The organism is Serratia sp. BNK-33-b, from assembly GCF_048684565.1.
Classification (GTDB): Bacteria; Pseudomonadota; Gammaproteobacteria; order Enterobacterales; family Enterobacteriaceae; genus Serratia; species Serratia marcescens.
This window is the reverse complement of record NZ_JBLQTZ010000001.1, coordinates 1,351,761-1,374,494: the sequence shown is the minus strand read 5'-3', so window position 1 is coordinate 1,374,494 and position 22,734 is coordinate 1,351,761. Positions and strand designations below refer to the sequence as shown.

Annotated in this window: 25 protein-coding genes; 5 read left to right on the top strand and 20 right to left on the bottom strand. The window is 59.5% G+C overall.

All coding sequences use genetic code 11. From position 1 onward, the window contains the following. Positions 1-13 precede the first annotated feature (13 nt). The gene (pta, locus tag ACMGGK_RS06505; protein ID WP_028127748.1) at positions 14-2,170 is read left to right on the top strand and encodes a phosphate acetyltransferase; all 2,157 of its coding nucleotides are present in this window, start codon (positions 14-16) and stop codon (positions 2,168-2,170) included. 73 nt (positions 2,171-2,243) lie between these two features. Here the strand turns inward: pta and ACMGGK_RS06500 are convergent, their stop codons facing one another. From ACMGGK_RS06500 to ACMGGK_RS06470, 7 genes are all read right to left on the bottom strand, one after another. Continuing rightward, on the bottom strand, positions 2,244-2,666 hold the full coding sequence (locus ACMGGK_RS06500; protein ID WP_016926895.1) for a putative T6SS immunity periplasmic lipoprotein: 423 nt from the start codon (positions 2,664-2,666) through the stop codon (positions 2,244-2,246). Then, positions 2,663-3,202 (bottom strand): hypothetical protein, encoded by a 540-nt coding sequence (locus tag ACMGGK_RS06495; protein ID WP_016926894.1) that lies wholly within the window; start codon positions 3,200-3,202, stop codon positions 2,663-2,665. The genes ACMGGK_RS06500 and ACMGGK_RS06495 overlap by 4 nt, the downstream gene beginning before the upstream one ends. A gap of 222 nt (positions 3,203-3,424) precedes the next feature. Beyond that, positions 3,425-4,384 carry a transketolase family protein gene (locus ACMGGK_RS06490; protein WP_016926893.1) on the bottom strand — a complete coding sequence of 320 codons (960 nt, stop codon included), beginning with the start codon at positions 4,382-4,384 and terminating at the stop codon, positions 3,425-3,427. After that, positions 4,377-5,228, bottom strand: coding sequence for a transketolase (locus tag ACMGGK_RS06485; protein WP_176062853.1), 852 nt, complete (start codon positions 5,226-5,228; stop codon positions 4,377-4,379). The genes ACMGGK_RS06490 and ACMGGK_RS06485 overlap by 8 nt, the downstream gene beginning before the upstream one ends. Positions 5,229-5,241: 13 nt before the next feature. Next, positions 5,242-6,621 (bottom strand): PTS ascorbate transporter subunit IIC, encoded by a 1,380-nt coding sequence (locus ACMGGK_RS06480; RefSeq protein ID WP_016926891.1) that lies wholly within the window; start codon positions 6,619-6,621, stop codon positions 5,242-5,244. A 23-nt stretch (positions 6,622-6,644) separates the two neighbouring features. Beyond that, positions 6,645-6,926 carry a PTS sugar transporter subunit IIB gene (locus tag ACMGGK_RS06475; RefSeq protein WP_015378585.1) on the bottom strand — a complete coding sequence of 94 codons (282 nt, stop codon included), beginning with the start codon at positions 6,924-6,926 and terminating at the stop codon, positions 6,645-6,647. A 92-nt stretch (positions 6,927-7,018) separates the two neighbouring features. Continuing rightward, positions 7,019-7,462 carry a PTS sugar transporter subunit IIA gene (locus ACMGGK_RS06470; protein WP_016926889.1) on the bottom strand — a complete coding sequence of 148 codons (444 nt, stop codon included), beginning with the start codon at positions 7,460-7,462 and terminating at the stop codon, positions 7,019-7,021. 310 nt (positions 7,463-7,772) lie between these two features. On the opposite strand from ACMGGK_RS06470, the gene ACMGGK_RS06465 reads away from it, so the two are divergent. Then, complete coding sequence (locus tag ACMGGK_RS06465) at positions 7,773-8,792, top strand: LacI family DNA-binding transcriptional regulator (RefSeq protein ID WP_016926888.1); 1,020 nt, start codon at positions 7,773-7,775, stop codon at positions 8,790-8,792. Between the two features lie 54 nt (positions 8,793-8,846). Here ACMGGK_RS06465 and yfcD read toward each other — a convergent pair whose 3' ends face one another. Together yfcD and yfcE are read right to left on the bottom strand one after the other, a co-directional pair. Beyond that, positions 8,847-9,392 (bottom strand): NUDIX hydrolase YfcD, encoded by a 546-nt coding sequence (yfcD, locus tag ACMGGK_RS06460; RefSeq protein ID WP_004936086.1) that lies wholly within the window; start codon positions 9,390-9,392, stop codon positions 8,847-8,849. Positions 9,393-9,491: 99 nt separating this feature from the next. Then, positions 9,492-10,043, bottom strand: a complete 552-nt coding sequence (gene yfcE, locus ACMGGK_RS06455) for a phosphodiesterase (protein WP_016926887.1) — start codon at positions 10,041-10,043, stop codon at positions 9,492-9,494. A 233-nt stretch (positions 10,044-10,276) separates the two neighbouring features. On the opposite strand from yfcE, the gene yfcG reads away from it, so the two are divergent. From yfcG to ACMGGK_RS06440, 3 genes are all read left to right on the top strand, one after another. Continuing rightward, positions 10,277-10,906 (top strand): GSH-dependent disulfide bond oxidoreductase, encoded by a 630-nt coding sequence (gene yfcG, locus ACMGGK_RS06450; protein WP_016926886.1) that lies wholly within the window; start codon positions 10,277-10,279, stop codon positions 10,904-10,906. Positions 10,907-11,017: 111 nt separating this feature from the next. Beyond that, positions 11,018-11,389 carry a dihydroneopterin triphosphate 2'-epimerase gene (gene folX, locus ACMGGK_RS06445; protein WP_004936094.1) on the top strand — a complete coding sequence of 124 codons (372 nt, stop codon included), beginning with the start codon at positions 11,018-11,020 and terminating at the stop codon, positions 11,387-11,389. A gap of 16 nt (positions 11,390-11,405) precedes the next feature. Further along, complete coding sequence (locus ACMGGK_RS06440) at positions 11,406-12,320, top strand: TIGR01777 family oxidoreductase (RefSeq protein WP_016926885.1); 915 nt, start codon at positions 11,406-11,408, stop codon at positions 12,318-12,320. Between the two features lie 7 nt (positions 12,321-12,327). On the opposite strand, the gene hisP is transcribed toward ACMGGK_RS06440, so the two are convergent. From hisP to ACMGGK_RS06385, 11 genes are all read right to left on the bottom strand, one after another. Next, positions 12,328-13,101 carry a histidine ABC transporter ATP-binding protein HisP gene (gene hisP / locus ACMGGK_RS06435; RefSeq protein WP_004936098.1) on the bottom strand — a complete coding sequence of 258 codons (774 nt, stop codon included), beginning with the start codon at positions 13,099-13,101 and terminating at the stop codon, positions 12,328-12,330. Between the two features lie 20 nt (positions 13,102-13,121). Then, on the bottom strand, positions 13,122-13,826 hold the full coding sequence (locus tag ACMGGK_RS06430) for an ABC transporter permease (protein WP_004936100.1): 705 nt from the start codon (positions 13,824-13,826) through the stop codon (positions 13,122-13,124). After that, positions 13,823-14,509: a histidine ABC transporter permease HisQ gene (locus ACMGGK_RS06425; protein ID WP_016926884.1), complete on the bottom strand. Its 687-nt coding sequence runs from the start codon at positions 14,507-14,509 to the stop codon at positions 13,823-13,825. The genes ACMGGK_RS06430 and ACMGGK_RS06425 overlap by 4 nt, the downstream gene beginning before the upstream one ends. Positions 14,510-14,591: 82 nt before the next feature. After that, positions 14,592-15,374: a histidine ABC transporter substrate-binding protein HisJ gene (gene hisJ / locus ACMGGK_RS06420; protein WP_004936109.1), complete on the bottom strand. Its 783-nt coding sequence runs from the start codon at positions 15,372-15,374 to the stop codon at positions 14,592-14,594. A 303-nt stretch (positions 15,375-15,677) separates the two neighbouring features. Continuing rightward, positions 15,678-16,250 carry a UbiX family flavin prenyltransferase gene (locus ACMGGK_RS06415; RefSeq protein ID WP_016926883.1) on the bottom strand — a complete coding sequence of 191 codons (573 nt, stop codon included), beginning with the start codon at positions 16,248-16,250 and terminating at the stop codon, positions 15,678-15,680. A gap of 133 nt (positions 16,251-16,383) precedes the next feature. Then, positions 16,384-17,901 carry an amidophosphoribosyltransferase gene (purF, locus tag ACMGGK_RS06410; protein ID WP_004936117.1) on the bottom strand — a complete coding sequence of 506 codons (1,518 nt, stop codon included), beginning with the start codon at positions 17,899-17,901 and terminating at the stop codon, positions 16,384-16,386. Positions 17,902-17,922: 21 nt separating this feature from the next. Further along, positions 17,923-18,423 (bottom strand): colicin V production protein, encoded by a 501-nt coding sequence (gene cvpA, locus ACMGGK_RS06405; protein WP_004936119.1) that lies wholly within the window; start codon positions 18,421-18,423, stop codon positions 17,923-17,925. A gap of 234 nt (positions 18,424-18,657) precedes the next feature. Continuing rightward, on the bottom strand, positions 18,658-19,410 hold the full coding sequence (gene dedD, locus ACMGGK_RS06400) for a cell division protein DedD (protein ID WP_143778406.1): 753 nt from the start codon (positions 19,408-19,410) through the stop codon (positions 18,658-18,660). After that, complete coding sequence (folC, locus tag ACMGGK_RS06395) at positions 19,411-20,676, bottom strand: bifunctional tetrahydrofolate synthase/dihydrofolate synthase (RefSeq protein WP_420276767.1); 1,266 nt, start codon at positions 20,674-20,676, stop codon at positions 19,411-19,413. It lies immediately after the preceding gene. Between the two features lie 190 nt (positions 20,677-20,866). Then, positions 20,867-21,775: an acetyl-CoA carboxylase, carboxyltransferase subunit beta gene (gene accD, locus ACMGGK_RS06390; protein WP_028127750.1), complete on the bottom strand. Its 909-nt coding sequence runs from the start codon at positions 21,773-21,775 to the stop codon at positions 20,867-20,869. Positions 21,776-22,007: 232 nt separating this feature from the next. Continuing rightward, on the bottom strand, positions 22,008-22,670 hold the full coding sequence (locus tag ACMGGK_RS06385; RefSeq protein WP_004936130.1) for a DedA family protein: 663 nt from the start codon (positions 22,668-22,670) through the stop codon (positions 22,008-22,010). Positions 22,671-22,734 lie beyond the last annotated feature (64 nt).

Below are 22,734 nucleotides of genomic sequence, written 5' to 3'. Positions count from 1 at the left end.
AGAGGACTATTCTGTGTCACGTACTATTATGTTGATCCCCACCGGCACCAGCGTCGGCCTGACCAGCGTCAGCCTGGGTGTCATCCGCTCCATGGAGCAAAAAGGCGTTCGTCTGAGCGTGTTCAAGCCTATCGCTCAACCGCGCACCGGCGACAACGCGCTCGACCAGACCACCACCATCATCCGCAGCAACTCCACCATCCCGGCGGCCGAACCGCTGCGCATGGATTACGTTGAAGGCCTACTGAGCTCCAACCAGCAAGACGTGCTGATGGAAGAGATCGTGGCGCGCTACCACGAGAACACCAAAGACGCGGAAGTGGTGCTGATCGAAGGCCTGGTGCCGACCCGCAAACACCAGTTCGCCAACGCGCTGAACTACGAGATCGCCAAAACCCTGAACGCCGAGATCGTCTTCGTACTGGCGCTGGGTAACGACTCCCCGGCGCAGCTGAAAGAGCGCATCGAACTGGCGCGCACCAGCTTCGGCGGCAGCAAGAACAAAAACATCACCGGCGTTATCATCAACAAGCTGAACGCGCCGGTCGACGATCAGGGCCGCACCCGTCCTGACCTGTCCGAAATCTTCGACGACTCCACCAAAGCCAGCATCGCCCACGTCGATCCTGCGCAGCTGTTCGCCAACAGCCCGCTGCCGGTTCTGGGCTGCGTGCCGTGGAGTTTCGATCTGATCGCCACCCGCGCCATCGACATGGCTCGCCACCTGAAGGCCCGCGTGGTCAACGAAGGCGACATCATGACCCGCCGCGTGAAGTCCGTGACCTTCTGTGCGCGCAGCATCCCGCACATGCTGGAACACTTCCGCCCAGGCTCCCTGCTGGTGACCTCCGCAGACCGTCCTGACGTGCTGGTCTCCGCCTGCCTGGCGGCGATGAACGGCGTGGAAATCGGCGCCATCCTGCTGACCGGCGGCTACGCCATCGATGAGCCGATCAAGAAGCTGTGCGAACGCGCCTTCCAGACCGGCCTGCCGGTGTTCATGGTCGACACCAACACCTGGCAGACCTCGCTGAGCCTGCAGAGCTTCAACCTCGAAGTGCCGGCGGACGACCACCAGCGCATCGAGAAAGTGCAGAACTACGTGGCCAGCCACATCAGCACCGAGTGGATCGATTCGCTGACCGCCACCTCCGAACGTTCACGTCGCCTGTCTCCACCGGCGTTCCGTTACGAGCTGACCGAGCTGGCGCGTAAAGCCGGCAAGCGCATCGTGCTGCCGGAAGGCGACGAGCCGCGCACCGTGAAAGCGGCGGCCATCTGTGCCGAACGCGGCATCGCGGAATGCGTGCTGCTCGGCAACCCGGACGAGATCCAGCGCGTCGCGGCGGCGCAAGGCGTTGAGTTGGGCAAAGGCATCGAAATCGTCGATCCGGTCGCCGTGCGTGAAAACTACGTGCCGCGTCTGGTTGAGCTGCGCAAGAGCAAGGGCATGACCGAAGTGGTCGCGCGCGAGCAGTTGGAAGACAACGTGGTGCTCGGCACCCTGATGCTGGAACAGGGCGAAGTCGACGGTCTGGTCTCCGGCGCGGTTCACACCACCGCCAACACCATTCGTCCGCCGTTGCAGCTGATCAAAACCGCGCCGGGCAGCTCGCTGGTGTCCTCCGTGTTCTTCATGCTGTTGCCTGACCAGGTACTGGTCTACGGCGACTGCGCGATCAACCCGGATCCGACCGCCGAGCAGCTGTCTGAAATCGCCATCCAGTCTGCGGATTCCGCCGCGGCCTTCGGCATCGAGCCGCGCGTGGCGATGATCTCCTACTCCACCGGCAACTCCGGTGCGGGCAGCGACGTCGAGAAAGTGCGCGAAGCGACCCGTCTGGCGCAGGAAAAACGCCCGGATCTGATCATCGACGGCCCTCTGCAGTACGACGCCGCCATCATGGCCGACGTTGCCAAGTCCAAGGCGCCGAACTCGCCGGTGGCCGGCCAGGCGACCGTGTTCATCTTCCCGGATCTGAACACCGGCAATACCACCTACAAAGCGGTACAGCGCTCCGCTGACCTGGTCTCCATCGGCCCGATGCTGCAAGGCATGCGCAAGCCGGTGAACGACCTGTCGCGCGGCGCACTGGTTGACGATATCGTCTACACCGTCGCGCTGACGGCGATCCAGTCTTCCCAGGCTGACGCTGCCGCCAAGGCGTAATTCATCGCCAAACGAAACAAGGGCCGGCATTGCCGGCCCTTGTTATTTCATTCATCCCTTCTCTGACTTTTTATTACTCCGCGCTGGCAATAACCTGCGAAATCTGGCCGTCACTGATTTTCAGCGAGAAACTGCGCTGCCAGAAACGTTTCGAATCCGCATCCTGAGGATCCACGGTACTGATTGCTACGGTGTATGGCATATTGCTCTCAAATGCTTTGAACGAGTATGGGATACACCGGCCGGGCGTGATCGTCTCAGCGGGCTTTGGCGGTAGAATGGTCCTGCGCCAGAGTTCATGCGTTTGGCTACCCAACCGTTGTTCAATAGCGATACTGACCAGACTGACCCTGCCACTCTGTGTTTGGTAGGTCTGCGGCAAAGAGAAACAGAGATCATTTCCCCGTAGCGTAATATCCGCAGTGTAAAAACGTTGCTTTTCAAGCATACAACCACTGAGCAACATCATCATGATGAGGGTATAGATTCTTCTCATTTCAGGTTTTTCCTGTCGGTAGGAGCATTAAGAAATCTTTTCAAAACATGCTCATAACGGCTTTTCAAATCTGGACCTATAATACCCTGCATCAGCTTCACCTCAAACCACCGTTCTTTTCCATAACGAGAAAGGATGAAGTAATCTGCAAGAAGGCTGGCTTGCGCCTCCATACCATAATCAGCTAATGAGTAGTAATCGGGCAGCGAGTATTTATAAGTTACCGCCCAGCTCATTATTCCCCGTAGCCGGACGTTCATCCCCATCTGATACTGCCATACGTGGGCCATTTCATGCATGAACCACCATAGATAGCGCGTTGTTTCTGTGGAAAAATCTTCCCTGAAGTGTTTTTCAGGCCAATAAAGTTCACCATTAGGCGTAACGGCCGTTTCCTCATTCTGCAAACCAAACGGGAAATAGCTCGCGTTATGCACTTTAACAAGACTGTAGTCGATGGCATTTTTATAGAGAGAGCGGGATAGCGTGATCTCGCCTAGCGTCAGCCTTCTGAATGAGCCTCTTGCTGTTATCATTATTCACTCCATGAATATAATTTATTGTATTTATTGATTTATTTTTATTATCTATTTTTATCCAAGCATTGACCACCTATTATTCACCGAAAACAAAAAGCCCCCTAAGGGGCTTATCCGTTAATAATACGTGAGTCATGACTCAAAATTCCGGGGGAAGGTATATGCTTTATCCAGAGCACCGAGCCTCATTCGTTACAGCAGTTGTTATTGACTCAAGAACTACTTTTGCAGCAACTGCCCGGCAGCCTCCAGAATATGTTCGGCGGTCAGGCCATACTCCTGCTGTAAAAACGCCTGGGTGCCCACCTGGCCGTAACGCTCCTTCACTCCCACGCGCCGCATCGGCGTCGGGCACTCTTCCGCCAGCACCTCCGCCACCGCCGATCCCAGCCCGTTATGAATGCTGTGGTTCTCACAGGTGACGATGCGTCCGGTCTTGGCCGCGTAGGTTTTGATCAGTTCACGGTCGATAGGTTTGAGGGTGAACATATCGATCACCGCCGCGCTGACGCCCTGCCGCGCCAGCATCTCCGCCGCTTTCAACGCCTCCGCCACCATGATGCCGTTGGCGATCAGCGTGACGTCGTCGCCATCGCGCAGCAGGTTGCCCTTGCCGATGGTAAAGCGCGAGCCTTCCTGGTAGATGCGCGTCGCCTGCTTGCGAATGGTGCGCACCCAGTAGAAGCCGCGCAGATCCATCAGTTGGCGCAGAATGTCGGCGAACATGGTGGCGTCGGTCACTTCCAGCACCACCGAATGCGCCAGCCCGCGCACAATGCCCATGTCCTCGAACGACATGTGGGTGCCGCCGTTGTGGCAGGCGCTTACCCCGGCGTCGGAAGCGATCACCTTGACGTTGTTGCGCTGGTAATCCAGCGACATGAACAGCTGATCGAAACAGCGGCGGCTGGCGAAGGCGGTGAAGGTATGCACGAACGGCACCCGGCCGGTAAGCGACAGCCCGGCGGCGACGCCGATCACGTTGGCCTCCATGATGCCGCAGTTGATCACGTGCTGCGGGTGATCCTTGTGCACGCCGTCCATCGCCATCGAGCTCATCAAATCCGCCTCCAGCGCGATGATCGGCGCGCCCGCCTCAATCTGCCGCCGCACCGCGCCGGCGTAGACTTTGCGCATTTCGACGGCGTCGTTTTCCAACTGCGTCACTACGTTAAACATGGGCGGCCTCCAGTTCGGCGATGGCTTTTTCGATCTCCAGCTGCACGTCCGGCGTCAGGCGCAGGTGGTGTGAGTTCGACAGGTTTTCCAGATAGGTCACGCCCTGTCCCTTGATGCTGTCGAGCACGATCGCCAGCGGCCGCTGTTCGCCGCCGCGCGCCGGCGCTACCGCCGCCAGCAGCGCCGCGATGTCGTCGCCCTTGATGGTTTGCACCTCAAAGCCGAAGGCGCGGAACTTGGCGGCCAGATCGAACGGTTGGATCACCTCGTCCAGCGCGCCGTCCAGCTGTTGCTTGTTGTAATCGATAAACAGCGTCAGGTTGTTCAGGTTGTGGTGGGCGATAAACTGGAACGCCTCCCAGCACTGCCCTTCATTCAGCTCTCCGTCGCCGAGGATGCTGAACACCCGATTGCGCCGCCCCGCCAGCCGATGGGATAACGCCATGCCGGCGGCGATCGACACGCCCTGCCCCAGTGAGCCGGTGGTGGCGTCCACGCCGCGCGTGCGCAGCCGGTCCGGGTGGCTCGGCAGGCGCGTGCCGTTCTGATTGAGGGTCTTCAGTTCCGCCAGCGGGAAGTAGCCCTTGATCGCCAGCGTGCTGTACAGCGCCGGGCCGGCGTGCCCTTTCGACAGCACAAAGTCATCGCGCTCCGGCCAGTCCGGATCCGCCGGATCGATGCGCATCACGCCGCCGTACAGCACCGCCAGCGTCTCCACCACCGACATGCAGCCGCCATAGTGGCCGAAGCCCAGCCCGGTCAGCGCTTTCAGCGTTTCCAGGCGGATCGCGCGCGCCAGGGCACGCAGCTCTTCAATTTCCGTTTCGCTCGTTGTGTCGTTCATCAGTCTGCCCTCGTTATTTCTCGACGCGGTCAGCGGCCGGCGCGCCTTTGCGTTTTCTCAAGAAGTTATGCGCCACCAGCAGCGCGAACACGGCGACGATCGCCAGCATGATCATCTCCTTCGACATAAAGCGCGCCATATTGCCCAGCAGGATGCCGATCACGCCGAAATCGGCGTCGGAGAAGGTGGTGTTGGCAAAGCCAAGCGCCCCCAGCACCGGCAACAGCAGCACCGGCAGGAAGGTGATCAGCAGTCCGTTGGCGAAGGCGCCCAGCATCGCGCCGCGCCGCCCGCCGGTCGCGTTGCCGAACACCCCGGCGGTAGCGCCGGTGAAGAAATGCGGCACCACGCCGGGCAGGATCAGCACCATCTTCAGTTGCCCCAGCAGGAACAGCCCGGCCAACCCGCCAAGGAAGCTGAACAGGAAGCCGATCAGCACCGCGTTGGGGGCATAGGGATAAACCACCGGGCAATCCAGCGCCGGCCGCGCGTTAGGCACCAGTTTTTCCGAGAAGCCGGTGAACGCCGGCACGATCTCCGCCAGAATCAAGCGCACGCCCTGCAGAATGATGAACACCCCGGCGGCGAAGGTGATGGCCTGGATAATCGAATACACCAGGTAGTTCTGGCCGCCACTGAGCTCGCTTTCCACATAGGCCCGCCCGGCGCAGATCGCCAGGATCAGGTAGATGACGATCATGGTCATCGAGATCGAAATGGAACTGTCACGCAGGAAGCTGAGGTTTTTCGGCAGGTTCATCTCCTCGGTCGAGCGCGAGTTCTTACCCACCTTCGAGCCGATCCAGCCGGACAGCACATAGCCCAGGGTGCCGAAGTGGCCGAAAGCGATATCGTCGTTGCCGGTGATGCGGCGCATATAGCGCTGGGCGATCGCCGGGAAGAACGCCATCACCAGCCCCAGGGTCAACGCGCCGGTAAACACCAGTTGAACGCCCTCGAAGCCCGCCACCGTCAGGATGATGCCGATCATGCAGGCCATGTAGAAGGTGTGGTGGCCGGTGAGGAAGATGTATTTCAGCCGGGTGAAGCGCGCCACCACGATGTTCGCCACCATGCCGAACGCCATGATCAAGGCGGTGGAAGCGCCGTATTTCTCCAGCGCGATAGAGACGATCGCTTCGTTGTTCGGAATGATGCCCTGAATATTAAATGCGTGTTCGAACATGCCGCCCAACGGATTGAGCGACCCGACCAATACCGTGGCGCCGCCGCCCAAAACGATAAAGCCGAGAATGGTTTTTACCGTGCCTTTCACCACGTCGGAAAAGGATTTCTTTTGCGCCAGCAAACCGATCAGCGCAATAAGCCCGACCAGCACCGAAGGCACCTTTAATATATCCACCACAAACTTAAGCGTTTCCTGGATAAACATATCCACCTCGCCAATCGTTTTATTCAGAGGATTGAGTGGGCTTCGAAGTAAGCGCGCAGCTTGGCTTCCAGCTCATTGATGTCGATGATGTTGCTGATCACCACCAGCTGCTCGGCCGGCACGCTGGCGCTGTCGGCAATGTCTTTCGCCATCACGAACACGTCGGCTGCGCCGGGGGTGGCCGACGACAGATCGGAGTGTTCGACCTCGGCCTCCACGCCCATTTTTTTCAGCACCTTTTTAATATTCATTTCCACCATAAAACTGCTGCCGAGACCAGAACCGCAAATCGCCATGATTTTCATGATATCCACCTGTTGAATTTAGCGTGTAGGGTAGCGCCGCCGGTCATATTCCCGGCGTTGTTAGCATTAATCGTGCTCCTGGTGATTAAACGTTAATAGCGGGCGATAATATCCTCGATTTGTCGTTTATCTTTGGCGTGAAATAACGCCTCCATTGCCTGATTGTCTGAAAATAATTCAGCCAGTTGCGAAATCAATTCGATGTGGCTGTTGCCGTCAGGCGCGGAAAGCGTCACCACCACCTGAACCGGATCGTTATCCGCGGAATGAAAGTTCACCCCCTGATGGATCTTCAACAGCGATAACCCCAGCGCGTTGGCGCCCTCCTCGGGCCGGGCGTGTGGCATGGCGATGCCCGGCGCCAGGACGAAGTAAGGGCCGAGCTTCTCCTGCTGATGAAAGATGGCCGTCAGATAATTCGGCGTAATCACGCCGTCTTGCAGCAGCGGCTGCGCGCTCAGCGTTACCGCCTGGCGCCAGTCCTCCACCCGTTCGCACAGCTGTATATGATCGGCGGTCAGCCACTCTTTCAGCACGTTATCCTCCCGAGAATCGATGATTGCGGCCGGTGATTAATTCACCGACGACGGTAAAACTTTAATCAACCCCTCCCGGCCACACAGTGATGGATATCACAAAGATAGCGCTACCAAAGCGCTATCATGCAGATCTGTGATAGCGCTATCAAAACGCCGCGCCGCGGCATGACGTTAACCACAATTTTTTCTCGCTCTTTCGGGTAACGGGGTAGAATGTGCCACATACGGGGATCGTCGAAGCCGCGCCGTCGGCTTCCCACCCTCACCATTTTTATGCGCCGCGCGCGCATTTCAGTCGGGATTTGGCATGTCGATCGGTAAAAAACGACGCAGCACGGGCAGGGTGACGTTGGCTGACGTAGCGCAGCTGGCGGGCGTCGGCACCATGACGGTGTCGCGCGCGCTGCGCACGCCGGAGCAGGTTTCAGACAAACTGCGCGAGAAGATTGAAGCCGCGGTGAGCGAGTTAGGGTATCTGCCCAACCTGGCCGCCAGTTCGCTGGCGTCGGCCTCCTCCTACACCATCGCCATGGTGGTGCCCAGCCTGTCCGAATCCGGCTGCGCCGAGATGTTCGCCGGTCTGCAGAAAGTGCTGCAGCCCGCCGGCTATCACATCATGCTGGCGGAGTCGCAGCACCACCTGGAACGCGAGGAGAGACTGCTGGAGACCCTGCTCTCTTACAACCTGGCGGCGGCGGTGCTGCTCAGCGTCGAGCATTCGCAAAATGCCCGCAACGCGTTGATCGCCGCCAACATTCCGGTGGTGGAGATCGGCGCCGTGCGCGCCGATCCGATCGACATGAGCATCGGCATCGATTACGTGGCGGCCATGTATCAGCTGACGCAAACGGTGATCGCCGGCGGCTATCAGAATATCGGGCTGCTGTGCGCCAATCAGGAACAGTGGATTTTCCAGCAGCACCTGCAGGGTTGGCACAAGGCGCTTCTGCGCAACCATATGTCGCCGCATCGGGTGATCAACGCCGCGCAGCCCGCCAGCTTCAGCACCGGCGCGCAGCAGCTGCCGGAATTTTTGCTGGCCTGGCCGGAGCTGGACGCGCTGGTGTGCGCCTCGGACGAACTGGCCGGTGGCGCGCTGTATGAATGCCAGCGGCGGCGCATCAAGGTGCCGGACAATCTGGCGGTGGTGGGGTTCGGCAACAGCGAGTTCAGCCGGGTGTGCCAGCCGCCGCTGACCACCATGACCATTCCGCATCGCGACATCGGCATTCAGGCCGGCCAGGCGCTGCTGGCGCGGCTGAACGAGCAACCCTGGCAACCGGCGGGCTCCCTGCCCGCCACGCTGTGCCGCCGCGACAGTTGCTGAATCCACAGCATAAAAAAAGCCGGTCGATGACCGGCTTTCTCACGCGTTGGCGTCTCAGTGGTTGTCGAGCGGCTTACCGTAATCCTGTTCGTTGTTGCGCGTCAGCCACAGCGACAGCGCCTTCAGCGAATCCGGGGTAAACTCGTCGCAGCGCGCGGTGATCTCTTCCGGCGTCAGCCAGCACACTTCAGCCACTTCTTCTTCCTGCAGCGCGAACGGGCCGTGCGATACGCAGCTGAACAGCGCCCCCCACACCCGGCACTGCTCTTCTTCGAAGTAGAACAGACCGTGTTCGGCGAAGGGCACGCCGGCGATGCCCAGCTCTTCTTCCGCCTCGCGGCGCGCCGAATCCAGTACGTTTTCACCGCTTTGCACTACGCCACCCGCCGTCGCGTCAAGCCAGCCCGGGTAGAAGTCCTTGATCTCGGTGCGACGCTGCACCAGAATTTTTCCCATCCCATCATGCACCACAATATAGGTAGCACGATGACGCAGCCGCTCCGCCCGCATCTGTTGACGACTGGATTGCGCAATCACCTCGTTTTGCTCGTCGACGATATCAACCCATTCGGTATCTGCAGCCTGACCCTGTTCCGCCATCCTCTAAAACCTTCTATTTTGGCGCGATGCATCCCGCGCGCTGGTTAATCAATGAGTGTTTTTCAAAGATTTTTATTGTGTGTGTATAAATTAGTGCGTTTAGCGTGTTAACGCCACCTCCGCGACGACCTTGCCGTCGTCGAGCGCCAGCACGCGCAAAGTGCCCCGATCCAACATGCCGTAGCTGGCCGGAAAGCCCCCTTTCGGGATGCTGACCGAGCCTGGATTGAAGCAATAGATCTCACCCTGCCGCTCCGCCTGCGGCAGATGCGTATGGCCGTAGGCCAGGACGTCACCGCGGGATAACGGCGGCAGTGCCGAGGGATGATAAAGGTGACCGTGGGTCAAAAACAATCGTCTTTTTTGCAGTAAAACCTGTTGCCAGGGCGCCTCGATGGGAAACGTCAGCAGCATCTGATCGACCTCGCTGTCGCAATTGCCGCGAACGGCGATGATCTTGTCGCTATAGCGATTCAATCGTTCGGCAACCTGAGCGGGCTGATACCCGGCGGGCAGCGCGTTGCGCGGGCCGTGATTCAGCAAATCACCCAGAAGAATCAGCCAGTCGGCGCCGTGTTGTGCGAACAATTCCAGCACGCGTTCGGTAGCCGGCAGCGATCCGTGGATATCCGAGGCGAACATCAGCTTCATAACCTTGTCCTATAGAGGGAAATAAGCGCCATTTTACCGCGCCGGCGCCGTGCGGCAAACCGCCGACCGCCCCGGTGGAGAATTGTGATCCAACTGCGCAGATAGCATCGGACGAATCCCACATAGCCTGCTATCCTTAGCTGCTATTGTTGGATCTCTGATATACCTTTGTGCGCGGCGAAGACCGCAGCAACGTGTAATGAATTACAGATCACCTTACCGCAGGAGGCAACATGATTGACCTGTATTACGCGCCTACTCCCAATGGTCACAAGATCACCTTGTTTCTGGAAGAGGTCGGCTTGCCCTACCGTATCCATCGCGTAAACATCAGCGCCGGCGAGCAGTTCAAACCGGACTTTCTGAGCATTTCTCCCAACAACAAAATCCCGGCGATCGTCGATCAGCAACCGGTGGACGGCGGCGCGCCAATCAGCCTGTTCGAGTCCGGGGAAATCCTGCTGTATCTGGCGGAGAAGACCGGCAAGCTGCTGAGCAAGGGCCTGCGCGAACGCGCCGCCACCCTGCAGTGGCTGTTCTGGCAGGTGGCCGGGTTCGGGCCGATGCTCGGGCAGAATCATCACTTTAATCACTACGCGCCGCAGCCGGTGCCTTACGCCATCGAGCGTTACCATCTGGAGACCAAGCGGCTGTACGGCGTGCTGGAAGCTGAACTGCAAAAACACCCGTACCTGGGCGGCGACAACTACAGCATCGCCGATATCGCCACCTACCCGTGGGTGGTGTCGCATCCGCGCCAGCGCATCGATCTGGCAGATTACCCGGCGGTGCGCAACTGGTTCGAGCGCATCAGCAACCGCCCGGCGACCGAGCGCGCCTACAAACTGGCCGAACAAGCCTAAGCGCCTCCCCCGACTCCCCGTCGGCCGGGGAGTCACATCGTCCTCACGTTATCATTTCCTTACTTTCCGTGTATTCTGAACGCTAATAATCAGACCTATGGAGAATCTCTGATGTCTTTCAGTCAACCCGACGCCGTTATTCGCATTAAAAATCTGCGGCTGCGCACGTTCATCGGTATCAAGGAAGAGGAAATCAACAACCGACAGGACGTTCTGATCAACGTGGTGATCCACTACCCGGCGGATAAGGCGCGCAACAGCGAAGACATCGCCGACGCGCTCAACTACCGCACCATCACCAAAGCGATCATCCGCCATGTGGAAGATAACCGTTTCGCATTGCTGGAAAAATTAACGCAGGATGTGCTCGACATCGTAAAAGAACACGCCTGGGTAACCTATGCTGAAGTGGAGATAGATAAACTTCTGGCTCTGCGCTACGCCGATTCGGTCTCCATGACCATGAGCTACCGCCGGGGCTAACTCAGGGAGGTCGACCATGCGGATCCTGATCACCGGCGCAACGGGATTGATAGGCAGCAGCCTGACGGCAAGACTGCTGGCGCTTTCTCACCACATTACGGTACTGACCCGCGACGAGCGGCGCGCCCGAGCCAGGCTGGGCGACCGGCCGAGCTATTGGCAAACGCTGGACGACCGGCAGTCGCTGGATGACTTCGACGCAGTGATCAACCTCGCCGGCGAACCTATCGCCGACAAGCGCTGGAGCGCGCAGCAGAAAGAGCGCCTGTGCCGCAGCCGCTGGGATCTGACCGAACGGTTGGCGCAGCTGATCAAGGCCGGCAGCACGCCGCCCGGCGTGCTGATTTCCGGTTCCGCCGTCGGCTACTACGGCGATCAGGGGCAGGCGGTGGTCACCGAAGAGGAGCCGCCGCACGACGAATTCACCCACCAGCTGTGCCAACGCTGGGAAACGCTGGCGCTGCAGGCGCAGAGCGACGCCACCCGCGTCTGCCTGCTGCGCACCGGCGTGGTGCTGGCGCCACAAGGCGGCGCGCTGGCCAAAATGCTGCCGCCGTTCCGCTTCGGGCTGGGCGGCCCGATCGGCGACGGCCGCCAATATCTGCCGTGGATCCATCTCGACGACATGGTCAACGGCATTATTTATCTGCTGGATCACGCCACGCTGACCGGCCCGTTCAACATGGTCGCCCCCTACCCGGTGCATAACGAACAGTTCGCCGCCCAACTGGCCAACGTGCTCGATCGCCCGGCGTTTCTGCGGGTGCCGGCGTTCGTCATGCGCTTGTTGATGGGGGAAGCGGCGGTGCTGGTGCTCGGCGGCCAGCGGGCGGTGCCGAAACGGCTGGAAGAAGCCGGCTTCCACTTTCGCTATCTGGAGTTGGAACAGGCGTTGGATGACGTGATCAATCAGCGGGCCGAAGCCCGCTGATCTGACGTTACTTCAACGCGCCGGACAGGAACTGCTGCAGGCGCGGGCTTTTGGGGTTGCCGAACAGCTCGGCCGGCGGCCCCTGTTCTTCAATCAACCCTTTGTGCAGGAAGATCACGTGGTTGGAAACGTGGCGCGCAAACTCCATTTCGTGCGTCACCACCACCATGGTCTTCCCCTCCTCCGCCAGCTTCTGCATGATGCGCAGCACCTCGCCCACCAGTTCGGGATCCAGTGCCGACGTCGGTTCGTCAAACAGCAGCACCTCCGGCTCCATCGCCAATGCGCGGGCGATAGAGACGCGCTGCTGCTGGCCGCCCGACAGGTGCACCGGGTATTTGCCGCGCGCCCGCTCGTCGATGCCCACTTTGTCCAGGTAGCGCACCGCGCGCTCGTGCGCGTCGGCCTTGCTCAGCCCCAGCACCTGCACCGGCGCTTCCATCACGTTCTCCAGCACCGTCATGTGGCTCCACAGGTTAAAGTGCTGAAATACCATGGTCAGGCGGGTGCGCAACAGCTGCAGCTGCTTCTTGTCGAATACCTTCAGTTGGCCGTCCTTGTCGCGCACCATGCGAATATCTTCGTTGTTCAGACTGATCGAACCTTCGCTCGGCTTCTCAAGGAAGTTGATGCAGCGCAGAAAGGTGCTTTTGCCGGAGCCGGAGGAGCCGATGATGCTGATCACATCCCCGGCGTTGGCCGCCAGCGAGACGCCCTTCAGCACTTCGTGGTCGCCATAGCGTTTGTGCAGTTCCGTGACGGCTAATTTATTCTCAGACATGGTTTTCTTCCCGTCATTTATCAGTGACTAACGTGTGCCATCCAGCGTTTCTCAGCTTTGCGGAACAGGCTGATTAACACGTAGGAGATGATCAGATACAGCACCGCCGCAATGCCGAAGGCGTAAAACGGCTGATAGGTCGCGGCGTTGATGTCGCGCGCGATCTTCAACAGATCCGGCACGGTGGCGGTAAACGCCAGCGCGGTGGAGTGCAGCATCAGGATCACTTCGTTGCTGTAAGCCGGCAGCGCGGTGCGCAGCGCCGAAGGCAAAATGATGCAGCGATACATCTTGAAACGCGAGAAACCGTAGGCGTTGGCGGCCTCGATTTCACCGTGCGGCACCGAGCGGATCGCCCCGGCGAAGATCTCGGTGGTATAAGCGCAGGTGTTGAGCGTCAGCGCCAGGATGGTGCAGTTGAGCCCGCTGCGGAAAAACGCATTGAGAAACTCGCTGCCGCGCACGATCTCGAGGCTATACATGCCGGAGTAGAACACCAGCAGTTGCACGTACAGCGGCGTACCGCGAAACACATAGGTGTAGAGCCACACCGGGAAACGCACCCAGCGAAGGGAAGAAACGCGCGCCACCGCCATCGGGATCGCCAGCAGCCCGCCCATCACCACCGAGGCAATCAGCAGCCACAGCGTGATCGCCACGCCGGTGAAGCGGTAGCCGTCACTCCACAGCAGCGACTGCCAATACTGTTGCAGGATCTCGATCATAGTTCGGCCCTCTTGACGCCCAGTGAGTAACGCCGTTCAAGCCACAGCAGCACGCCGTTGGAAACGGTAGTGAAGATCAGATACACCACGCCGGCCACGATGGCGAAGAAGAACGGCTGATAGGTGCCTTTTCCCGCCAGCTGCGTGGCTTTGACCACATCGTTCAGGCCGAGAATCGACACCAGCGCCGTCGCCTTCAGGATCACCTGCCAGTTATTGCCGATGCCCGGCAGGGCGAAACGCATCATCGCCGGGAACAGAATGCGCCGGAAGATCTGCGCGCCGCTGAAGCCATAGGCCGTCGCCGCTTCGATCTGCCCTTTCGGCACCGCCAGATAAGCGCCGCGGAAGGTCTCGGTAAAATAAGCGCCGTAGATAAAGCCGAGGGTAATGATGCCGGCGCCGAGCGGATCGATATCGATCTGCGCGAAGCCCAGCAGCGTAGTGATATTGTTCAGCGCGATTTGCAGACCGTAAAAAATCAGCAGCATCAGCACCAGATCGGGCACGCCGCGGATCAGCGTGGTATAGGCGCCGAACAGGCCGGAGATAAAGGGGTTATGAGACAGTTTGCCACCGGCGCCGATCAGGCCGATCACCACCGCCAGCAACACGGAACTGAGGGCCAGCTCCAACGTCACCAGAGCCCCCTCGAAAATCAGTTGGGAATAGCCTTGCAGCATCTACTTCACCCTGTGGTCTAGGATCCGAACCATCGGGGCCGGCACGCCGGCCCCGCAGTCACAGCATGGAACGGTAAGCGGATTACCCGCCGTAGACGTCAAAGTCGAAGTACTTTTTCGCGTATTTGTCGTAGGTGCCGTCTTTGCGCATCTCGGCGAAGGCTTTGTCCAGCGCCGCTTTCAGCTCGGTATCGGTCTTGCGCAGCCCCATGCCGGTGCCGACGCCGAAGAACTTGTCATCCTTCACCGATTCGCCGGCGAACGCATAGTCTTTGCCCGGCGGCTGTTTCAGGAAGCCGTCGCTGCCCGCCACTTCATCCTGGAAGGCGGCGTCGATACGGCCGGAAGCCAAATCGGCGTAAACCAGATCCTGGTTCTGGTAAGGCACGACGGTGATGCCCTTCGGCTGCCACATGGCGTTGGCGTAGGCTTCCTGGGTGGTGCCCTGCAACACGCCCACACTCTTGCCTTTCAGGGCGTCCACGGTAGGCAACAGCTTGGACCCTTTCGGCGCGATCAGACGCGCGTTGGCGGCATACAGCTTGTCGGTAAAGGCGATTTCCTGCTGGCGTTTTTCGGTGATGGACAGCGAAGAGATGATGGCGTCGATTTTCTTCGCCTTGAGGGATGGGATCAGCGCGTCGAAGTCGCTCTCCACGAAGGTGCATTGGGTATTGATGCGTTTGCACAGCTCTTTGGCCAAATCGATGTCAAAGCCAACCAATTCGCCTTTGGCGTTTTTGGATTCAAACGGTGCGTAAGTCGGATCGGTGCCAATCTTCAGCGTGGAAGGAATGGCGGCAAAGGCGCTGCTGGCGGCGCTCAAAGCCAGAACTAACGGCAAAATCAAAACCCGCTTTTTCATAAATTACCCTCAAATTGATTTTTTGATGCCACTACGGGCATTACTTTTCCCCACCAAATCAATTTGCAGTAATCGTGCCACATTAGGTGCTACGGGCGGAGGGAACGGCTCCGGCCTTCACAATACTGTTTCCTGGGACGATAACCGCAAAATTAAATCGGCCGCTCGGGGCCGCGCCACTGGCAGCCGCGATAAGGCGGCGCCATGAAACAGTGAACGTGATGAAGTGGGATCATTATGGTGCATACGCCGCCCTAATTCAGTGCGGTGTTGCACAAATGTGCCAATTTGGGGATGAAAATGTTAATCAGCACCCTGCCAGCGGGTGAACAGATCGGCCGGCAGTTCGATATCAAACTGATCGATCACCCGATTGACGGTCTGATCGATGATGTCTTCCACGCTTTTCGGCTGGTGGTAAAACGCCGGCACCGGCGGCATGATCGCCGCGCCCATCTCCGCCGCCTGCGTCATCAACCGCAGGTGTCCCAGATGCAGCGGCGTTTCCCGCACGCACAGCACCAAACGGCGACGCTCTTTGAGCACCACGTCGGCGGCGCGGGTCAGCAGCCCGTCGCTGTAGCTGTTGACGATGCCGGACAGGGTTTTGATCGAGCATGGCAGGATCGCCATGCCCAGGGTTTTGAAGGAACCGGAAGAGATGGCGGCGGCGATATCGCGCGCATCGTGCACCACGTCGGCCAACGCCTGCACTTCACGCAGGCTGTACGGCGTTTCCAGCGCCAGCGTCTGCCGTGCAGCGTTGCTCATCACCAGATGGGTTTCCACCTCTGCGACGTCGCGCAAAACCTGTAACAGGCGCACGCCGTAGATCGCGCCGCTGGCGCCGGAAATGCCGATGATGAGTCGTTTCATGGAAAATGGCCTCTGCCGTAAAAAGTAAGATCAGGCAGACTTTGCCGCAATGGCGAGGGATAAGCAAGTTCACAGGAGCAAGGCGCACCGCCGCAGACGCGGCGATGCCCCCCCGAGTAATCAACGCGGCCGGTTAGCCTTCGTTGTGCAGTTCCAGATTTTCCGCTTCGGTTTGCCCTCGCAGCGCCTTGGCGTCGTCGCTGCGCAGCGACTCCAGATATTCCAGATAGCTTTGATCGACGTCTTTGGTCACGTAGATGCCGTTGAACACCGAGCATTCGAACTGGGTGATGTCCGGGTTCTCTTCGCGCACCGCTTCGATCAGATCGTCCAGGTCCTGGAAGATCAGCCCGTCGGCGCCGATAATCTGGCGGATTTCATCCACTTCACGCCCGTGGGCGATCAGTTCGTTGGCGCTCGGCATGTCGATGCCGTAGACATTCGGGAAACGCACTTCCGGCGCGGCGGAAGCCAGGTACACACGCTTGGCGCCCGCTTCGCGCGCCATCTCGACGATCTGTTCCGACGTGGTGCCGCGCACGATGGAGTCATCCACCAGCAGCACGTTCTTGTCGCGGAACTCGGCGCGGTTGGCGTTCAGCTTGCGGCGCACCGACTGACGACGCGCCTGCTGGCCCGGCATGATAAAGGTGCGGCCGACGTAGCGGTTCTTCACAAAGCCCTGGCGGTAGGGTTTCTCGAGAATGCGCGCGATCTCCAGCGCGATGTCGCAGGAGGTTTCCGGGATCGGGATCACCACGTCGATGTCCAGATCTTCCCATTCGCGGGCAATCTTCTCACCCAGCTTCTGGCCCATGCGCACGCGGGCGCTGTAGACCGAGATCTTGTCCATAAAGGAGTCCGGGCGCGCGAAATAGACGTATTCGAACAGGCACGGGTTGGTTTTCGGGTTCTCTGCGCACTGGCGGGTGAACAGCTGGCCCTTGGTGGTGATATACACCGCTTCGCCCGGCGCCACGTCGCGCAGGAACTCAAAGCCCAGGGTATCCAGCGCCACGCTCTCGGAAGCCACCATGTACTCGCTGCGGCCATCCTCCAGCGTGCGTTTGCCGATCACCAGCGGACGAATACCGTTCGGATCGCGGAACGCCAGCAGGCCATGGCCGATGATCATCGCCACGCAGGCGTAAGCGCCGCGCAGTTGCTGATGCATGGCGGCGACCGCGGTAAAAATGTTGTCGGCCTCCAGCGGATAATGCGGGAAGCGATCCAGCTCGCTGGCCAGCACGTTCAGCAGGATTTCCGAGTCGGAGGTGGTGTTGACATGGCGGCGGCCGCTTTCGAACAGCTTTTGGCGCAGCTCATGGGCGTTGGTCAGATTGCCGTTGTGGGCCAGCGTAATGCCGAACGGCGAGTTGACGTAGAAAGGCTGGGCCTCAGAGGCGCTCGAGCTGCCGGCCGTCGGGTAACGCACATGGCCAATGCCCATGTTGCCCTGCAAGCGTTGCATATGGCGCGCCTCAAACACATCTTTCACCAGGCCGTTGGCTTTACGCAAACGGAACCCGTTGTGGGCGTCAATGGTGACGATGCCTGCGGCATCCTGGCCACGGTGCTGAAGCACCGTCAGCGCATCATAAATCGACTGGTTTACCGGCATGAAACCGGCGATACCGACAATACCGCACATGTTGTCTTTTCCTCATCAGCGCTACCGCCCCGGCAATTGGGTCGGCAAGAAACTCGACGTGCTCTGCAGGTAGTCAAAGAACCACCTGATGACGTAACTGAACTGGGGAATGAGCTGTGACTGTTTCCAGTCGGCACTCTGTGAAAAGCCGGTAAAGGTATCCAGGAAGAACAGGATCGCTGCGACGATCAATACTCCGCGCAGCGCGCCGAAGCAGATGCCCAACACCCGGTCGGTGCCCGACAACCCGGTTTTCTCTACCAGTGAGCTAATCACATAGTTAACAATAGCCCCTACGATCAAGGTCGCGATGAACAAAATCGCGATCGCGATGCCGTTTCGCACCAGTTCATCTTCAAAACGAGTGAAATAGACCGCAAGGTAAGAGTAGAAATGGCTGGCAACAAAAAACGCACATCCCCATGTCACAAGTGACAATGCTTCGCGAACAAACCCTCGGATCAGGCTCACCAGAGCCGAAAATCCAATCACCGCTATAATGACGTAATCAATCCAGACCATGAACTATTCCAATGATGAATCGCCCCTGCATCCAATTCGCGGCGAATTCTAACAGAAAAAGAAAACGTTTGCGTAGGGGATTTCCTACCACGTTACAAATAAAAAGCGGCGATCAAAAAATTCCCAATCGCCGCGCCTACATAGGTGATTTCGCCTGTAAAAGGCGCGGTTTTTCTCGCTTTATCTCCACCACTCCTTAATTCAGGGGCGCATCGTGCTGCGCCCCTGCGGGGTTTAACGGCCGTACGGCTTCACCTGCCCGCTCAGCCCGCTGATCGAGTTCAGCGACGGCAGCGCCGCCTGCAGCTTCTGCTTGGAAGCGTCCGGGCCGACGTAGATACGGGTGATCTGCCCCTGCACCGGCGTTGACGGCACGGTAAAGGCGCGATAGCCCGAGAGGCGCAGCGAGGCGACAATCTCGTTCGCCTTGGCGGCATTTTTCAACGCCCCGAGCTGCACGACGTAGGCTTGCCCGGCCGGCGCTTTTTCTTCCGCCGGTTTCGGCTGCGGCGTCGGTTCAGGTTTCGGCGTCGGCTCCGGCTTCGGTACCGGCTTCACTTCCACCGGTTTCGGTTGCGGCACCGGTTTCGGTTTCACTTCCACCGGTTTGGTTTCTACCGGTTTGGTTTCTACCGGTTTCGGCTTGGGCTGCGGCACCGGCTGAGGACGCGTCTCGACCGGTGGCGGCGCCACCTGCGCTGGCTGCTGAGCACCTTGCCGCACCGCCTGTTGCGCCGCCGCTTCGTTGGCCGCCTGCTGTTCGACCAGCGCGCCCGCCCCTTCCGGCGGCTGCGCCGGCAACGGTTGCGTCACCGGTGGCAGCACGTCGTTCTCTTCGACGTCGCCCGCCTTCGGCACCAACGGAATGGCCGCGAATTCATCCTCGTAATGCTTCTTTTTGCCGTCCAGCAACCCTGGCAGGATGATCACCCCCAGCGCCACCAGAATCACGGTTCCGACCAGTCGGTTCTGAAATTTACTCGCCACTCACACTCCCCGCATCTCGTCTAACGCCGCCATCACCTGCGCCACGGTGTGGAACGATCCACAGACGATCACAATATCCTGTTTATCAGCATCCTGCATAGCCTGCCGCCAGGCAGTTTCGACATCATTAAAGCGGCGCGGTTCCGTCAGATGCTGCGCCAGCTGTTCGACGCTGGCGCCGCGCGGCCCGTCGAGCGGCGCGCAGTACCATTCATCCACCTGCTCGCTGAGGCAGGCCAGCGTGCCGGCGATATCCTTGTCCGACAGCATGCCCACCACCGCGCGCACCTTGCCGCCGTTGCGCGGCAGTTGGGCCAGACGCCCGGCCAGATAGCCGGCGGCATGCGGGTTGTGCGCCACATCGAGGATCAGCGTCGGCTCCCGCCGCACGATCTGGAAACGCCCCGGCAACGTCGCCTGCTGCAGCCCGGTGAAAATCGCGCGTTCGTCGATTTCCAGCGGGCTGCAGTTGAGCGCCGCCAGCGCGGTAGCGGCGTTGGCCAGCGGTACGTTCGGCGTCGGCAGATCGGTCAGCAGCGTGTCGCCGCCCTGCCACTGCCAGCGATCGCCCTGCTCGCTGAAGCGCCAGGCTTCACCACGGCGAGACAGCGGCGCGCCCAGCGTTTCGGCAACCTGACGAATGCTGTCCGGCATATCGGGTTCACCGACCACCGCCGGTTTGCCGCTGCGGAAAATGCCGGCCTTTTCACGGCCGATGCTTTCGCGATCGTTGCCCAGCCAGTCGGTGTGATCGAGCGCAATGCTGGTGATCACCGCCACGCTCGGATCGACGATGTTAGTGGCGTCGAGACGCCCGCCCAGCCCCACTTCCAGGATCACCACGTCGAGTCGCGCCTGTTTGAACAGCTGCAGCGCCGACAGGGTGCCGAATTCGAAATAGGTCAGCGACGTTTCGCCGCGGCCGGCTTCAATGGCGGCGAACGAGCGGCTGTGCTCCGCTTCGCTCAGCTCTTCGCCCTGAATGCGCACGCGTTCGGTATAGCGCACCAGATGCGGTGAACTGTAGACGCCGACGCGCAGGCCGGCGGCCAGCAGAATAGCTTCAAGGGTGCGACAGGTGGTGCCTTTGCCGTTGGTGCCGGCAACGATGAACACCGTGGGTGCGGGGGTCAGTAAATCCAGATGCGCCGCGACGCGCTGTACGCGCTCAAGGCCGAGTTCGATCGCCTGGCTGTGCAGACGTTCCAGATAGTAAAGCCACGAGCTCAATGGCGACGTGGCTTGGGGAATTTGGTGGTTTTGCATGAGTCCCATCACTGAACTTGGGTTCATTAATCCATCAGGGCACCACCCTCACCGCGGTAAAGGCGATGCGCTTCGTGACTGCCGCCAGCCTGCAAACCGCAGCGGAAAGGCTACGGCCGGCAGGGAGCGGGCATCAGCCGTCACTTAGCCACAAAGTGGCGGCTGAACCCGGGCGGGATCTGTCTTTGCCTCAGGCGTCGGCCTGCGGCTCCGGCTCAATGACCGGCGCGGCCTCATCGAAATGCGGCTGCGGCTGGTTGGTCAGCTTGGACAGAATGCTCGCCAACGTTTGGCGCATTTCCGGACGGCGAACGATCATGTCGATCGCGCCTTTTTCGATCAGGAACTCGCTGCGCTGGAAGCCTGGTGGCAGTTTCTCGCGCACGGTTTGCTCGATAACGCGCGGGCCGGCAAAACCGATCAGCGCTTTCGGCTCGGCGATATTGATGTCGCCCAGCATCGCCAGGCTGGCGGAGACACCGCCCATGGTCGGGTCGGTCAGCACGGAGATATACGGCAAGCCGCGCTCCTGCATTTTGGCCAACGCCGCGCTGGTTTTCGCCATCTGCATCAGCGACATCAGCGCTTCCTGCATGCGCGCGCCGCCGCTGGCGGAGAAGCACACCAGCGGACAGTTGTCCTCCAGCGCCTGCTCAACCGCACGCACGAAACGCGCGCCGACCACGGAAGACATCGAGCCGCCGATGAAGGCGAATTCGAAGGACGCGGCGACGATCGGCATGCCGTACAGCGTGCCCTTCATCACCACCAGCGCGTCTTTCTCGCCAGTCGCTTTCTGTGCAGCGACCAGACGATCTTTATAGCGCTTGGAATCCTTGAATTTCAGAACGTCCTTCGGCTCCAGATCGCTGCCCAGCTCCACTTCGCTGCCTTCGTCCAGCAGGGTATGCAGACGCGCGCGCGCGCTCATACGCATGTGGTGGTCGCACTTCGGGCACACTTCCAGATTCCGCTCCAGCTCGGCGCGGTAGAGAACCTGGCCGCAGCTGTCGCATTTAGTCCAGACCCCTTCAGGAATGCTCGCCTTACGGGTTTGTGTGATATTGCTCTTGTTAAGAATTCGTTCAATCCAGCTCATCGATGACCTTTCTGTTTGAACCTGGCACACGCCAGTCCGCTGTTCATGCTTTAACAATCCCCCCGAAAACACCCCAATGAAAAAATGCCCGTTCGCGGCGCGGCAAGCGCGGCGACTGAGGCATCGGCTTCAGGGTTGTTCGCAGGAACAGACCATAATGTCGCTCATTAAACCATATCGGCCCGACGCTGTGGACAAAAAACTGGTCGAACCGACAGGTTAAGCGATGTTTTTACTGTTTTTGCTGGCGGGCGGCCGCGCGCTTGTGGCGCCAAATTTCAATCACGCCCGGCAGAATCGAAACGATGATGATCCCGACGATCAACAGCTTCAGGTTCTCCTGCACCACCGGCAGATCGCCGAACAGATAGCCAGCATAAGTGAAGAGCAGCACCCAAACCAGTGCGCCAATCACGTTGTAGGCGGCGAAGTGGCGATAGGACATATGCCCCATGCCCGCGACGAACGGCGCAAAAGTACGCACGATCGGCACGAATCGCGCCAGAATAATCGTTTTCCCACCGTGCTTCTCATAGAACTGATGCGTCTTGTCCAGGTAGCTGCGGCGGAAGATTTTCGAATTCGGGTTGCTGAACAGCTTCTCGCCGAACAACCGCCCGATAGTGTAGTTCACCGCATCGCCGATGATCGCCGCCACGGCCATCAACGCCACCATGGTATGCACGTTCAGATCGTTGGTCGGCAACGCCGCCAGCGCGCCGGCGACGAACAGCAAAGAATCCCCCGGCAGGAACGGCGTCACCACCAGACCGGTTTCGCAAAACAGGATCAGGAACAGAATAGCGTAGACCCACATGCCGTATTGTGCGACCAGTTCGGCCAAGTGCACATCAATATGCAGAATAAAATCAATAATAAACTTGATGATGTCCATAAATTCTCTCATTGATGCCGGGCGTTTCAATCACCCGGCAGAAGCACAAGGGAGCAACGCTTTC